The organism is Pontibacillus yanchengensis Y32 (assembly GCF_000770635.1).
In the GTDB taxonomy this organism is placed as follows: Bacteria; Bacillota; Bacilli; order Bacillales; family BH030062; genus Pontibacillus; species Pontibacillus yanchengensis.
In genome coordinates this window covers 19,423-34,729 of sequence record NZ_AVBF01000006.1, presented here as the reverse complement: position 1 = coordinate 34,729, position 15,307 = coordinate 19,423, and the positions used below count along the sequence as shown (strand labels likewise).

Here is a 15,307-nt window from a genome sequence, read left to right as displayed (position 1 = left end):
TTATGTTGTTGTACCTTCAACTAATTCTTTTGTCTCCTCTAATCGCACAGACACAAGCTTAGATACACCGGACTCTGGCATTGTGACACCATATAACACATCTGCTTCTTCCATCGTTCCCTTACGGTGGGTGATGACAATGAATTGCGTTTTTTCACTAAATGCTTTTAGATATCTTGCAAATCGATTCACATTTGCTTCATCTAATGCCGCTTCCACTTCATCTAGAACACAGAAAGGAACAGGACGTACCTTAAGAATCGCAAATAATAACGCTATTGCCGTAAGAGCTCGTTCACCTCCCGATAACAATCCTAAATGCTGAAGTTTCTTACCTGGGGGTTGGGCAACAATTTCAATTCCTGTTTCAAGTATATTTTCTGGGTCAGTCATGCGTAAATCAGCTCGTCCACCGCCAAATAGTTCCTTAAAGACGACAGTGAATTGTTCTTTGATTTGGGAGAAGGTCTCCTCAAAACGTCGCTCCATTTCTTCATCCATTTCAGCAATAACATTATAAAGCGTTGATTTAGCCTCAAGTAAATCGTTTTGCTGGTCTGTTAAGAAAGTATGACGTTCTTGAATACGATCATATTCCTCAATCGCTCCTAGATTAACAGTACCCAGTTCTTCGATACCGCGCTTAATCAGCTTTACCTTCGTCTGTGTTTCTTCCATGTTCTCTGTTTTAGGGTAAGTTGCTTTTGCCTTCTCAAAGGTTAACATGTATTCATTACTAAGGCGCTCTAGGCGATTTTCAAGCTCTACATCTAAACGGTTTGACTTAACTTCCTTATCTTGAATGTCGTTAACGAGTGATTGATGATTCCGTCTCATTTCTTTTAATTCATGTTCCATATCTTCGATGGCCTGTGAACGTTTATTTCGATCTTCACGCCGACTCTGTATCAATTCAGAATTTGACTCTTTATAGCTGCGTTTTTCTTGAATTTTTTCTTCTAAGTCTTCTTGGGTTTCTCCATTATCAGTTAATTGTTGTAAATCATCGAGATGTTTTTGTTGCTTTTGTATTGTTTCATTTCGCTCAGATAATTGATTTTGTAAGGTGGTTGTTTTTTCATGTTGATTTTGTACCTTTGTTTGTTGCTCAGCAAATTGCACATTCAACTGATTTAATTGCTGTTGTAATTGTTCTTCATTAGCTTTTTGAGAACTTTGTTGATCTGTTAATTCATCTATTCGTTTCTGAACATTTTGCAACTGTTGATCTATTTCTTCTAGCTCACTATATAACTCTTCATTACGGGCATGAAGCTGGTTATAATCTGTTTCAAATTGAGCTTTGTCTTGATCGTATAGTTTGAGATGATCATTTAAATTTTGTTCTTTGAGCTCTAGCTCTCTTACATTAGATTTTATTTGCTGCTCTTCCGTACGATATGAATCTAGCTTCTCCTGAAGGGTTCGTACCTCTTGTTGTTTTTTCGTAATATTATCTTTCAAATTCTGAACTTCTTGTTCAAATTGACGAGCTCTCTGCTCATAATGAGAAAGCCTATCCTTTATTTCTTCAAGTTCCTTTTCTCTCGTGAAAAGCGATTGATTACTCTTCTTTTGAGCCCCACCTGTCATAGAACCGCCAGGATTTACAACATCACCTTCGAGCGTCACGATACGAAACTTCCTACCAGTTGCACTCGCAATTTCATTAGCATCTTTTAGTGTCTTCGCAATGATTACGTGACCCATGAGATGCTTAATGACCGTTTCATATTTCCTGTCATATCGAATTAATTCGGAGGCTATTCCAATAAAACCTTCGTGTTGTTTAATTGCGGTTAATCGTTCGCCAGGTATAAATTTCGATTGTATTGTAGGCAATGGTAAAAATGTTGCTCGCCCTTTATTGTGCTTTTTAAGCCAATTAATCGACTGTCTTGCGTTTTGTTCATTATCTACTACCACATGTTGAGCTTGGGCACCTAACGTTGTTTCAATAGCAGTTAGGTAATCATCCGGAATATCAATTAATTCCGCCACAGCTCCTTCAATACCTTCCAATTCATTATTTTGACGAGCTTTTAACACTTCTTTAACACCTTGAAAGAATCCTGCATAGTCTTCCTTCATTTCCTCTAACATTTCTTTTTTGGAACGTAGCTTTTCGATATGTTGATATCCCTTATAAAGCTTAGATTGCTGCTCTTGATAATCCTCATTAGATTTATCTAATTGTTCTTGTAATGTAGAGAGTTCTTGCTCAGCTTGTTTTCGTTGAGCGGCACTCTCATCAAGACTTGCCTGAGCAGATTCCTTTTGGTTTTGTATCTGGGTACGCTCTTCTAAAAGCCCCTTAAACTTATCCTCCAAACGAGTATTTTTCACATCCGTTTGTTGTAGTTGTTGTTGAATAGACTGTTGCTCGTTGCGCTTGGCAGCCTGTTGATTCAAATATTCAATGTAATCACTTTTCAGTTCTTCAATTAGTTCTTCATGATTCTCACTCACACTAACTAGTTTCTCTTTTACTTCATCAAGTTGTTTTTTTGTTTGATCGCGCTGTTCTTGGTAGTCTTTTAGTTTAGATTGTTCCTCTTGATAAGTTGTCTCTTCTTGTTGCTGTTGCTGTCTCAATGAGGCCAAGTCTTCTTCCATCTTGGTTTTGTTTTCCCTATAGTGCTTATGCCGTTCAGATAAGAGTTCTTTTTTCCCTTCTAGGTTCTCTAATTCTTGAGTTAGAATTAGTAATGATTCTTGAAGCTCTTCAATAGATTCATCCAGTGCTTGGATGTGACCTCTTTCTTCCTCAATCTTGGCTTCTTCATTTTGAATAGTTGTACTAACCTTGCCTTCTTGCTCTTTTTGGTTCTCGATATCCTGAAGCATCGTTTCCCATTGTTCATGTAACGATTCTATTTCTGCTACAAGTAATGATACCTCATGTTGCTCTAACTCTTCTTTTTTTTCAAGATAGTCTTTAGCAATAGCAGCTTGTTCTTTTAATGGTTCTAGCTGGTTATCAATTTCATAAATGATATCTTCCACACGATTTAGGTTTTCTTGTGTTTCTGCTAATTTATATTCAGCTTTTTGTTTGCGTTGTTTATATTTTAAAACCCCAGCAGCTTCTTCGAAAATAGATCTTCTTTCTTCAGCTTTGGAGCTCAAAATTTCTTCTACTTTACCTTGTGAAATAATAGAAAAGGCTTCTCTTCCAAGGCCTGAATCCATAAATAACTCAACAATATCTTTCAATCGACAAGTTTGTTTATTAATGAAAAATTCACTTTCCCCAGAACGATAAACTCGCCTGGTTACGGATACTTCTTGATAATCTATTGGTAATGCGTGATCTTCATTATCTAATGTTAGGGTAACCTCTGCGAAATTTAATCCATTTCGAGTATCACTTCCCGCAAAAATGATATCTTCCATCTTTGCTCCTCTTAGGGATTTTGCAGATTGTTCTCCTAATACCCAACGTACAGCATCTGTTATATTACTTTTGCCGCTCCCATTGGGACCAACAACTGCCGTTACTCCTGGTACAAAATCAACTGTGACTCTATCTGCAAACGATTTAAATCCTACTGTATCTAAACGTTTGAGGAACATGTTATTTCCTCCTATGTACTCTACTTTTTTGATTTTTCTAAGATGGTATTTTCAATTTCAACTTATTTATTTTATCATAAACATTGAGGTCTTAGAAGAAACCATTCGAAAAGTGTAAATGAGGAGCTGAAAAAATGGACTTATCAACACCAAACCGCGAAAACCTTGAATACATGATTAATTATTTAGCCGATAACCTACAAGTAGTAAACAGAGGGTTAATGGCACCTGAAGATTATGATCTTCAATATTATGATCAGATTAAAGAGATGTATGATATGGTTCAAATGAAAGGTCAACTAAGTGTTTCCGAAATACAAGCTGTTGTTAGCGAGCTAGGTAAATTCCGTAAACCAGTTGAATAGTGAATTGCCTATAAAAAATACAGACAAGCAACTTAAAAAATTAACTGATCAACAACAGATAAGAGCTACCTTTAACACTAAGGTAGCTCTTTTTTAACCCTAATGATGTTGTTCAACATTTGAGGCATAATCTTGAAGACTTGGATTCGAGATATTATTGGGGAGGGAGTGGGTCCGATACATAAAAAGGGTTAGGGATAGGTGGGAAACGGCTCGCGTCCTGCGGGCGGCCCTACATGACGTAGGGTCGTTCGACGTTGTCAAACGATGTGACGGTTTTAGTCGAACCTCCCCTTCTCAAGCTACCTTCGGGGAAATGCACCCTCAGGGGATCTCGCCGACCTCTTTCTCCCGCGGGAGTCTCCCCGTTTCCCACCCATCCCTGCTGAAATATTACGATCGGGCTCTCGAAAATGCGTTGGACATCTTCTTACGGACATATATGCTCTTATTTACTGTAAAACCCTATTTTGGAGAGGCTAACGGACATATGATACCTTATCTGTGAAAAAACACACTATATTAAGGTGATTTTGGCTTAATAGCTTACTGTATGTCCGTTACGAATGCAAAATAGCCTTTAAATCGAAGAATAAGAGACTATATGTCCGCATAGCATCACCTTGTGTCATAATTCATTCCTCGCTTAGTGAATACCATAATTCCGAAACAGTCCCACTCTAATCGGGCCATGTTTCCGTTCATCCCAACAATAGTAAAGGTGGCCGTGGAACGACGAGACTCCCGCCGGAGAAAGAGGTAGGCAAGACCCCGCAAAGCCCCGCTTTTGGGCTTGAGGAGGCTTGCCAGCTCGCCGGCAGGACGCGAGTTGTTCCACGGCCACCTTTATTCCATTTAAAGCAACGGAAACATTTATCATCCCCAAATTATCTCAACTTCAAGTCTTCAACATAATGGAGCAATAACCGAACACAAAAAAGCCGTTATCAGCCTATTTAGACCAATAACGGTTTCCCTTAAACTTCAACATCAAATGCTTGTAATGCCTCTTTAGCTGCATTTTGTTCTGCTTCTTTCTTAGTGCGCCCAAGACCTATCCCTGTACGATCACCTTGTATAAACACATGTGCAACAAACTCGCGGTTGTGGGCTGGGCCTTTTTCTTCTACAATTTCATATTCAATATTTCCGTTACGCTCTCGCTGGACTACTTCTTGTAACTGACTCTTGTAATCCATCGCATGCGAAAAAGCACCTTTTTTAATTTTTGGATATACGAATTGTTCTAGAAAGGATATAACTGTATTGAAGTCTTGGTCAAGGTAAAGTGCTCCTATGAAAGCTTCAAACACATCAGCTAATAATGCTGGACGCGCTCTACCGCCTGTCATTTCTTCCCCTTTACCTAAGAAAATTAACTCACTAAAATGAAGATCATTTGCGAAACGAACAAGCGAGGCTTCACAAACGATTGAAGCGCGGAACTTCGTCAATTCTCCTTCTGCCATTTCTGGATACTTTCGAAATAGGTATTGAGAAATAGCCAATTCTAAAACAGCGTCACCTAAAAATTCTAGTCTCTCGTTATCGTCGTATTCTTTGGTGCGATGCTCATTCACATAAGATGAATGGGTGAAAGCTTGTTCTAATAAAGATCGATTATGAAATGTAATCCCTATCTTTTTTTGAAAGTTTTGAAAATCCACTGTTTTCATGCCACCTATTCTCTATATTTCATGGAAAACGATAGAATACAGAGAAAGCCTCGCAAAAGGGCGAGACTTTCAAACTCTATAGTTATTGATTGCTGTTTATGTAGTTAACAGCATCTCCTACTGTCTCGATTTTTTCAGCATCTTCATCAGAGATTTCCATGTCGAACTCATCTTCAAGTTCCATAACAAGCTCAACAACATCTAGAGAATCAGCTTCTAGATCATCCTTAAAGGAAGCTTCCATGGTAATCTTAGATTCGTCAACGTCTAGGCGTTCTTTAACGATGCCTTTCACACGTTCTAATACGTCTGCCATACTTGTTCACCTCCCTTCAGTAATTATAGAAGATTCAGGTTAAAAAAACTAGATGGTGATTGGATTTTTTCCTTTAAAAAAATCCTCTGTTTACATAACCATACCACCATCAACGTGGATAGTTTGTCCTGTAATGTAATTCGCATCATCCGACGCTAAGAAGCGAACAACTTTAGCAATATCTTCTCCAGTTCCTAAACGGGCTAGAGGAATCATATTTTGCATAGATTCACGCTGATCATCTCTTAATTCATCTGTCATATCTGTTTCAATAAAGCCAGGTGCCACTGCATTTACTATAATGTTTCTCGACGCAAATTCTTTCGCTGAGGTTTTGGTTAATCCAATAACCCCTGATTTTGCAGCGACATAGTTTGCTTGACCTGCATTTCCACTCACACCAACTACAGAGGCAATATTTACAATCTTACCACCTTTTTGCTTCATCATCGGACGAGCTGCTGCTTTCGTAGTAAGGAATACACCTTTAAGATTTGTATCAATTACTTGATCGAATTCTTCTTCCTTCATGCGCATCAGAAGATTATCTCTTGTAATACCAGCGTTATTCACTAGAATATCAATGCTTCCAAACTGTTCTACTACTTGCTTGATCATAGACTTAACTTCTTCCTCTGAAGAAACGTTAGCTTGAATTTTAATGGCTTCTGATCCTGCTTGTTGAATCTCATCCACTACATCTTGAGCCTTTTGTTCGCTTCCTGCATAATTAACTGCAACCTTGGCCCCTTGCCTAGCAAGTTCTAGTGCTATAGCACGACCAATTCCACGTGATGCTCCAGTTACTAGCGCTACTTTTCCATCTAACATTGTTTAGTCCTCCTTATACCATTCGATAAATGATTGTAAACTTTCTGGATCTTGAATCGCAAATGTTTTCATACGTCTATTAACTTTACGAACAAGACCGCTAAGAACTTTACCATTTCCTACTTCTACAATGGCATCAAGGTCCTCTTCCATCATATTTCGTAATGTTTCCTCAAAGCGCACAGGAGAATATAATTGTTCAATTAGTAAGTCATATATCTTCTTTTCTTCTTTAACCGGCTGTGCCGTTACATTTGCATATACAGGTACATCTGCATTATGAATGTCAGTTTGCTCTAAAGTTTGTTGAAACTGTTCGCTTGCTGGTTTCATCAACCGTGAATGAAAAGGACCACTTACGTTCAATGGTAATGCCCGCTTTGCTCCTTTTTCCTTTAACTGTTCACAAGCTTTCTCTACCCCAGCTTTAGTACCAGAAATCACAATTTGTCCTGGACAGTTATAGTTAGCAACTTCCACTACATCGCCTTGGTCACGAATTTCTGTTGTGACTTCTTCAATTGTTTCTGCGTCTAAGCCCAATACAGCAGCCATAGACCCTTGACCAGTTGGAACAGCCTCTTCCATTAACCGGCCCCTAGTTTGAACAAGTTGAAGTGCTTCTTCCATGGAGATAGCATTGGCAGCTACAAGAGCACTGTACTCCCCTAAACTATGTCCTGCAACCATATTTGGCTGAACGCCGTTTTCTTTTAGAATTCCAGCAATCGTTGTACTTGTTAACAGCAATGCTGGCTGAGCATTCTCTGTCTTGGTTAACGTATCAGCAGGTCCTTCAAACATGTATTCAGTCAGAGGAACTCCTAGTAACTCATCCGCTTTTTGAAATTGAGATTGAACATCTTTTGATTGATCAAAAAAAGCTTTTCCCATTCCTATTTCCTGAGAACCTTGTCCGGGAAATATAAAAGCTACTTTTTTCATTCTTCACCCTCCTGAGTATGTTTCATACCTTGTATCGTTTCTTCAATTGTAAAATTCACATTGTGGTTAATCATATAACAGGTTTGGTTGATGGCGTTATAGATTGCTCTACGATTAGATGAGCCATGAGCCTTAATGACAGGTGAAGCTAGGCCAAATAACGCTGCACCTCCATATTCGGAATAATCGAGCTGATCTTTTAGCCCTCTTAATTCATTTTTCACCATACCTGCTGCCAATTTACTTTTCCAGCTTGAAGACAATGTTTCTTTTATCATGGAGAACATCGACATAGCGGTACCTTCAATGGTCTTTAATGCAATGTTTCCAGTAAAACCATCAGCCACAACCACATCAGCTACCCCATTAAGCAGGTCTCTAGATTCTACATTTCCAACAAAATGAATCGGTAACTCTTGCATTTCTGTATAAGCTTTCTTCGTCAACTCATTTCCTTTACCTTCTTCGGTCCCAACATTCAGCAACCCTACTCGAGGTTTTTTAACTCCTCTAACGTGCTCTGTATAAATAGAGCCCATTAGAGCATATTGCGCTAAATGGTGCGGTTTTGCATCCACATTTGCACCTACATCTAAAAGCAAAAATCCCTGCCCATCTACAGTAGGTAGAGTTGGACTTAATGCCGGACGTTCAATACCTTCAATGCGACCAACAATAAATAAACCAGCACTCATTAATGCACCTGTATTTCCTGCAGATATGCAAGCATCAGCACGTCCCTCTTTTACCTCTTGAGCCATTAAAACCATAGAAGCATTTTTCTTACGTCTAACAGCTCTAACCGGTTCATCCTCACTTGAAATTACTTCCGTAGTATGTATGATTTCGATGTTTTTTTGATCATCAGAAAGTAGAGGAGATATTTGTTCTTGGTCTCCAATCAAGGTTACTTCTAAATTGGAGATATGCTTTACCGCTTCTACAGCACCAAGTACAATCTCATTAGGTGCATGATCGCCTCCCATGGCATCAATTGCTATTCTCACGATTATGCCTCTCCTTTATCATCATTTGAACGAAACATGACAAAGACTCCAGAAAAAACAGGTTCGTTTTCCACTGAACTTTGTACTTCTACAATGGTTCTTCCTTTATCATCATTTCCCTTTACATTCGCTTTAGCTACAACTCGTTCACCTTCTCTTACTTGACGTTTAAAGCGAATTTCAGATTTGGCCGTTAAAGCTAATTCATCATTAATTACAGCTACAGCTAACGAATTAGCTTGAGCAAAAAGATGATGCCCCCGTGCGATACGTGTTCTGGAAAAAACATGCTCGTCTTTTATATCTAAGATGGATATGGCTTTTGTATCTAACTCTAAATCGACCACTTCTCCAATTACCTCTTCAATGGGCAACGCTCGAACGGTTTCATTCCATTGGTGCGTAGCTACAGATTTAATTCTTTCTCGTAACTCAGGTATGGAGAGTTCCATGCGATCTAGACGAATTGTTTGAATACTAACGCCAAACTTTTCAGCTAGTTGTTCATCGGTGATAAATGGCGTTTCTTCTATTGTTTCTTGTAAGCGTTGTTGACGCTCTTTTTTATTTCGCTTCATCTATCTACACCGTCCATTTATGACTAGGTACTAATAGTAATATATAATACCTGGGACTGTTATGCAAGGAAGGATTCTTGACTAATCAAGGATTTGTCCCTGTAGAATCGGGTCTTTTTCTAAACGTTTTAGAAGTTCATTGTACTCCTCATTCGTCGATAATAGATTATGATCAATAATCTCCTTGGCATCCTGCCTAGCTGTTTCAAGTGCACGATAATCATGAACCATATCAGCAACCTTGAACTCTGGTACTCCACTTTGTTTTCGACCAAAAAAGTCACCTGGTCCACGAAGTTGTAAATCCTGTTCTGATAATTCAAACCCGTTAGAGGTCTCTGACATGATTCGCATTCTTTCTTTTCCTACATCTCCCTTAGGATCTGCTAGTAAAATGCAATAACTTTGTTCTGAACCTCTACCAACTCGGCCTCTTAGCTGATGAAGCTGTGACAATCCAAAGCGTTCTGCATCATAGATCAACATAACTGTTGCGTTTGGAACGTTCACCCCTACTTCAACAACAGTAGTAGACACCAAGACTTGCACTTCATTATCAGCAAATTGTTTCATGATTTCTTCCTTCTCTTCAGCTGATAATCTCCCGTGCATTAAACCTACTTTCAAATCCCCATCATAATACTGAGTAAGTTGATTATAAATATCAACTGCATTTTGAATATCCAGTGTATCTGACTCTTCTATTAATGGACTAATAACATATGCCTGGTGTCCATTATCTACTTCTTTTTTTATGAAGGTAAGCACTCGATCTAGCATTTGTTCTTTAATCCAATACGTTTCAACCTCTTTTCGACCAGCAGGCATTTGGTCAATTATGGATACATCCATATCGCCAAAGGCTGTAATCGCTAATGTTCTAGGTATTGGTGTAGCTGTCATAAATAAGACATCTGGATTTAACCCTTTGTCCCGCAAAGCTCGACGTTGATTCACACCAAAACGATGTTGCTCATCTATAATAGAAAGAGCTAAATCATGAAATCTCACTTCATCTTGGATCAACGCGTGCGTACCTATAATAATATCAGCTTCATTTTCTTCTATTTGAGTCAAGATTTCTTTTCGTTTTTTTCCTTTCACAGATCCTGTTAGCAATACTACATTAGCTTTACCTTCAAATAACTCCGAAAGAGATTGATGATGCTGCTCTGCTAATATTTCTGTTGGCACCATCAGAGACCCTTGCTTCCCTGACGTAATCGTAGCGTATAGAGCTATGGCTGCAACAGCTGTTTTACCAGAGCCTACATCTCCCTGTAACAATCGATTCATACGATAATGAGATTGCATATCTTTTAAGATTTCTTGTAATGCCTTTGACTGAGCGCTTGTTAATTCAAAAGGAAGTTGATCTGTGAAATGATTAACAGCTTCTTCATCATAGTTTTGACTATTCCCTGTTGTTGCTTCACGCTTCATCTTACGAAGTATTTGCATCTTTAATTGAAATAATAAAAACTCTTCATACACAAATCGCCTCTTCGCATGTTTCAAGCGAGTTCTGCTCTCCGGAAAATGCATTGCGTAAAGAGCTTCTACTCGATGAGGAAGTTTATATGTATCTAAATAAGAAGATGGTAAGATTTCGGGTAAATAAGAACCATATTCATCAATAGCCTTTCCCATCCATTTACGTAAAGTCGGAAGTTTTAAGTTCCCTTTTAAAGAATAGACAGGCTGAATAGGAGTTTGATTTTTCGCTTTACCTTTCTTAAATTGACTTACTGTAATTTGCAGTCGATGCTGATCCCATTTTCCGGTAACCGTTACAGTATCTCCAGCCTGTAATTGTTTTTTTGCAAAAGCCCTGTTAAACATAACAGCCTTTACTGCAAAATGTTCAACTTGTAAGTTCAGCATTAAGCGTGATTTTTTCTTCCCATAAAAGGTTAGGGAAGGTTCACCAATAACCTCCCCTTCAATCGTTGCTTTCTCATTATGAACAAGCTCTGTTAGCGGTTTCACCTCATGATAATCATATCGAAACGGGAAATAAAATAAGAAATCCTCAATTGTATAAATCCCCATCTCTTCCAGTGTTTCTCTCATTCTTTCCCCCACACCGGACAACTGTAAAACCGATTGATCTAGCACGTATCTCACTCTTTCTTTAAATTAATTCCATACACTTTTGCTTCTAGCTCACGACCTGTTGGCGTAGCAGCTAAACCTCCCTGAGCTGTTTCTTTAAGGGCAACCGGCATGGTTTGTCCGATTCTATACATCGCATCAATGACTTCATCACAAGGGATTCTACTTGTAACTCCTGCTAATGCCATATCAGCTGCCACCACAGCATTGGATGCACCCATTGCATTTCTCTTCACACAAGGAACTTCTACAAGTCCTGCAACAGGGTCACATACTAACCCTAACATGTTTTTCAATGTAATTGCCATTGCTTCGGCTGATTGGGCTGGGGTACCACCTGCCATTTCAACAATTGCAGCTGCTGCCATACCTGCAGCAGAGCCAACTTCAGCTTGACAGCCTCCTGCGGCTCCCGAAATTGATGCATTATTTGCAACAACAAAGCCAAATGCTCCTGATGTAAATAAGTAGCGTACCATTTGCTCTCTCGAAGGGTTTAATTGGTTTTTTACTGAAAAGAGTGTACCAGGCACACAGCCTGCGCTACCCGCCGTAGGCGTAGCACAAATTGTCCCCATTGCTGCATTCACCTCATTTGTGGCCACAGCCTTACTTACAGCATCCATGACAATATTCCCGGATAAAGGCGTGTGAGTTTTCATATACTCTTGAATAAGTACAGCATCTCCCCCAGTTAAGCCTGAAACAGACTTAACTCCTTTCAGCCCATCATCAACAGCTTTTTCCATAACATCTAAATTCGCTTCCATCTGGCCATAGACGTCTTCTCTAGATTTATCTCTTACTTGCATCTCTTGACGAATCATTACTTCTGAGATGGATATATTTTCACTTTCACAAAGCTCGACTAATTCAGCAACATTTCTAAATAATATTTTCATGCCTTCTCCCCCTTGGAATGTTATCTCAAATAATAACTTGTTTATTCAACCACTCTTGCAACTTGGAGAATATGTTCAAATTGCTCTAATTCTTTTAATTGTGCTTCTGATATGGTTTGATCTACTTCAATAACCATCAATGCCTCTTTCCCCACTTCTTTTCGGGAGACTTCCATATGTCCTATGTTGATTTCATGCTTTGCAAGAAGCTGTGTAACAGATGCAATAGCCCCAAATCGGTCGTTATGCATAACTAAGATTGCCGGATTATTTCCTGATAAACGAAGTTCAAATCCGTTCATCTCAATTATCTCAGCCTTACCCCCACCGATAGAAATACCTACGAGTTCAAGATCCCCATCATCATCTCCTATACGAATTCTTGCAGTATTAGGGTGATCAGTATGAGCATCTTCTTCATAGAATTGCACTTTAATACCTTTTTCCTTTGCGATAGTTAATGACTGACTAATCCGCTGATCATAAGTCTCGAAATCTAATATACCCCCAACGATTGCCACATCAGTACCATGTCCCTTATATGTTTTAGCAAAGGAACCATACAAATGGATTTTGACCCATTTCGGTTCACGCCCAAACAAATCTCTAGCTACCCTCCCAATACGAGCTGCTCCAGCTGTATGAGAACTAGATGGACCAATCATAATAGGTCCAATAATATCGAAAACGGATTTATATTTCATTCTCCCACCATCCAATGTATATGTATTGTCTATAAAAAGTTAAGTCTTGTTTCCTTATTTTCAAAGGATACTAATGCAATATTGCATTTTTGGAAACGCATTCAAAGAAGGCTAAATCTTGCGTATTTATTATAACAAAAAACAAACTGGGATAGTATCCTTATTATTATTGCCAAAAAGGTTTAAAGTCTCTATAATTAGAATTTGTGGATTATGAACGACATAATCGGGTGGGAGAGGGCTATATTTTTTTGAGGAATGCACATGTCACAACAGCATAATAAGAAGCCTGATTCTCCAGTTCGCAAAGATATTACAGCTGGTATTGTAGGCTATCTAACAACAGTGTATATAGTTGCAGTAAATAGTTCCATTCTAAGCGATGCTGGCATATCAGTTCAAAATGGTATGATTGCGACAATCCTTGCCAGTGTTATAGGTTGTTTACTTCTAGGTTTTTGGGCAAATGCACCTATGATTTTAATCCCTGGTATGGGAGTAAATGCACTATTTGCGTATTCTATTGTCCAGGGATCAGGTTTATCCTTTCAAGAAGGCCTTGGAGTGGTACTAGTATCTTCTCTGCTTTTCATTGTGGTTGCAAATACTAGAATGGCTACTTGGCTGCAAAAAGCTATCCCTGATGCTCTGAAACACGCTATCACTGTAGGATTAGGTTTTTTCTTAACTTTAATTGGACTTGAAAAAGGCGGAATTGTTGTCCGAGGTGAGCACGCTCTTGTTGAGCTTGGTAGTTTTACGTCCCCAACTGTGCTTGTAAGTCTATTGACTCTTGCAATCGGAGTATTTCTTTTTGTTAAGAATGTCCCAGGGCACTTTCTATTCACCATGATCAGCGGAACAGCTTTAGCTTATTTCTTTGGCATATTAGAAGGAAAATCAACTGGACTAATAACCTCTGATATTCAGTGGGTCTTTACACCTTCCTTATCTGCCATAGATGAGATCGCATTTTGGATGAGCGTGTTTCCGTTAACGATTGTTCTTGTATTTGAAAATATGGGATTATTAAATGGTCAACTGTCCATGTTAAAACAACCTGAAAAATTCAAACGCTCATTCCAAACGACATCATTCTCAGCATTAACATGCGCTTTCTTCGGAACATCACCAACCGTTTCTTCAGCCGAGAGTGCTGCGGTTATTGCTTCCGATGGGAAGACTGGTAAAGCTTCTATTACAACTGGTTTGTTATTTCTACTAACCATTGGTTTTATCCCATTAATTTCTTGGATACCATCAGTGGCTGTAAGTCCAATCTTGATAATAGTCGGTGCGCTTATGGTTCAAAACATCCGACACATTTCACTAGATGATATATCAGAAGCTATCCCAGCCTTTTTTATCATGGCAATGATTCCTTTCACGTACAGCATTGCCGACGGTATGGCATTTGGCTTTATTGCGTACCCAATTGTCAAATTCGCTATTGGTAAACGGAATGAAGTTTCTATTCCGATTGTAATTATAGCATGTCTATTTTTAGCGGAGTTTGTGTTTAAAGCAATTGGACATTAAATATACAAGATGCAAAACAGATTGATAGCTATCATTTAAATTACTGAAAAAGCTTGGATTTAAAATCCAAGCTTTTTTATTTATTCCACATAAGCCCCAATATCTTGAAGACTTGGGTTCGAAATATTATGGGATTAGAGATGTTTTCGTTGCTTTAAATGGCATAAAGGTGGCCGTGGAATAACTCACGGCCTGCCGGCGGCCCCCAGTCATTCGACGTTGTCACACGATATGACGGTTTTAGTCGAACCTCCTTTTATCATTCCGGGATCTTGCCTACCTCTTTCTCCGGTAGCAGTCTCCTTGTTCCACGGCTACATCCCGTGATGTTGGGAGGAACGGAAACACGGCCAGGTTAGAATGGGATCTGATTGAGGGTATCCACGAATCGAGGGATGTTTTAGGACACAGAATGATGCGATGCTCACGGACATATAGTATCTTATTCTTCGATTTGAAGGCTATTTTGCATTCACAACGGACATACAGTACGCTATTTAGCCTAAATCACCTTAATGTAGTACGTTTTTCCCCAAATAAGGAACTGTATGTCCGTTATCCTCTCCTAAAGAGGGTTTTTACAGTAAATAAGAGATTATATGTCCGTCAAAAAAGCAGTACTACAATTCCCGATTACGATAACAACATATCGGCAGGGTTGGGTGGAAAACAGCGAGACTTCCGCGGGAGAAAGAGAAGGAGAAGTTCAACTAAGACCGTCACATCCTGTGACAACGTTGAACTTCCCTACGT

Annotated in this window: 12 protein-coding genes; 2 read left to right on the top strand and 10 right to left on the bottom strand. The window is 39.0% G+C overall.

Annotated features, from left to right (window positions below; all coding sequences use genetic code 11):
* Positions 1–3,576: a chromosome segregation protein SMC gene (gene smc, locus N782_RS03640; RefSeq protein ID WP_036816300.1), complete on the bottom strand. Its 3,576-nt coding sequence runs from the start codon at positions 3,574–3,576 to the stop codon at positions 1–3.
* Positions 3,577–3,710: 134 nt separating this feature from the next.
* Here smc and N782_RS03635 point away from each other — a divergent pair, with 134 nt between their 5' ends.
* Positions 3,711–3,941 (top strand): DUF1128 domain-containing protein, encoded by a 231-nt coding sequence (locus N782_RS03635; protein ID WP_036816293.1) that lies wholly within the window; start codon positions 3,711–3,713, stop codon positions 3,939–3,941.
* Positions 3,942–4,918: 977 nt separating this feature from the next.
* On the opposite strand, the gene rnc is transcribed toward N782_RS03635, so the two are convergent.
* The 9 genes from rnc to sdaAB form a co-directional block, all read right to left on the bottom strand.
* Positions 4,919–5,617, bottom strand: coding sequence for a ribonuclease III (rnc, locus tag N782_RS03630; protein WP_052111157.1), 699 nt, complete (start codon positions 5,615–5,617; stop codon positions 4,919–4,921).
* Positions 5,618–5,699: 82 nt separating this feature from the next.
* Positions 5,700–5,933, bottom strand: coding sequence for an acyl carrier protein (gene acpP, locus N782_RS03625; RefSeq protein ID WP_036816276.1), 234 nt, complete (start codon positions 5,931–5,933; stop codon positions 5,700–5,702).
* A 90-nt stretch (positions 5,934–6,023) separates the two neighbouring features.
* Positions 6,024–6,764 carry a 3-oxoacyl-[acyl-carrier-protein] reductase gene (gene fabG / locus N782_RS03620; protein ID WP_036816274.1) on the bottom strand — a complete coding sequence of 247 codons (741 nt, stop codon included), beginning with the start codon at positions 6,762–6,764 and terminating at the stop codon, positions 6,024–6,026.
* Between the two features lie 3 nt (positions 6,765–6,767).
* Positions 6,768–7,709 (bottom strand): ACP S-malonyltransferase, encoded by a 942-nt coding sequence (gene fabD / locus N782_RS03615; RefSeq protein WP_036816271.1) that lies wholly within the window; start codon positions 7,707–7,709, stop codon positions 6,768–6,770.
* Complete coding sequence (plsX, locus tag N782_RS03610; RefSeq protein ID WP_036816269.1) at positions 7,706–8,716, bottom strand: phosphate acyltransferase PlsX; 1,011 nt, start codon at positions 8,714–8,716, stop codon at positions 7,706–7,708. The genes fabD and plsX overlap by 4 nt, the downstream gene beginning before the upstream one ends.
* A gap of 2 nt (positions 8,717–8,718) precedes the next feature.
* The gene (gene fapR / locus N782_RS03605) at positions 8,719–9,294 is read right to left on the bottom strand and encodes a transcription factor FapR (RefSeq protein ID WP_036816267.1); all 576 of its coding nucleotides are present in this window, start codon (positions 9,292–9,294) and stop codon (positions 8,719–8,721) included.
* Positions 9,295–9,375: 81 nt separating this feature from the next.
* Entirely contained in the window at positions 9,376–11,412 is a 2,037-nt protein-coding gene (recG, locus tag N782_RS03600) for an ATP-dependent DNA helicase RecG (RefSeq protein WP_036816265.1), read from the bottom strand.
* Between the two features lie 5 nt (positions 11,413–11,417).
* Entirely contained in the window at positions 11,418–12,311 is an 894-nt protein-coding gene (sdaAA, locus tag N782_RS03595; protein WP_036816263.1) for an L-serine ammonia-lyase, iron-sulfur-dependent, subunit alpha, read from the bottom strand.
* Between the two features lie 41 nt (positions 12,312–12,352).
* Positions 12,353–13,015 (bottom strand): L-serine ammonia-lyase, iron-sulfur-dependent subunit beta, encoded by a 663-nt coding sequence (sdaAB, locus tag N782_RS03590; RefSeq protein ID WP_036816261.1) that lies wholly within the window; start codon positions 13,013–13,015, stop codon positions 12,353–12,355.
* A 264-nt stretch (positions 13,016–13,279) separates the two neighbouring features.
* Here sdaAB and N782_RS03585 point away from each other — a divergent pair, with 264 nt between their 5' ends.
* Positions 13,280–14,554, top strand: a complete 1,275-nt coding sequence (locus N782_RS03585; protein WP_202595663.1) for an NCS2 family permease — start codon at positions 13,280–13,282, stop codon at positions 14,552–14,554.
* Positions 14,555–15,307 lie beyond the last annotated feature (753 nt).

Coding starts and splice junctions, on each gene's coding strand:
- rnc (WP_052111157.1), bottom strand. CDS start 5,617: ATGAAAACAGTGGATTTTCAAAACTTTCAAAAAAAGATAGGGATTACA.
- N782_RS03635 (WP_036816293.1), top strand. CDS start 3,711: ATGGACTTATCAACACCAAACCGCGAAAACCTTGAATACATGATTAAT.
- smc (WP_036816300.1), bottom strand. CDS start 3,576: ATGTTCCTCAAACGTTTAGATACAGTAGGATTTAAATCGTTTGCAGAT.
- sdaAA (WP_036816263.1), bottom strand. CDS start 12,311: ATGAAAATATTATTTAGAAATGTTGCTGAATTAGTCGAGCTTTGTGAA.
- N782_RS03585 (WP_202595663.1), top strand. CDS start 13,280: ATGTCACAACAGCATAATAAGAAGCCTGATTCTCCAGTTCGCAAAGAT.
- acpP (WP_036816276.1), bottom strand. CDS start 5,933: ATGGCAGACGTATTAGAACGTGTGAAAGGCATCGTTAAAGAACGCCTA.
- fapR (WP_036816267.1), bottom strand. CDS start 9,294: ATGAAGCGAAATAAAAAAGAGCGTCAACAACGCTTACAAGAAACAATA.
- fabD (WP_036816271.1), bottom strand. CDS start 7,709: ATGAAAAAAGTAGCTTTTATATTTCCCGGACAAGGTTCTCAGGAAATA.
- fabG (WP_036816274.1), bottom strand. CDS start 6,764: ATGTTAGATGGAAAAGTAGCGCTAGTAACTGGAGCATCACGTGGAATT.
- sdaAB (WP_036816261.1), bottom strand. CDS start 13,015: ATGAAATATAAATCCGTTTTCGATATTATTGGACCTATTATGATTGGT.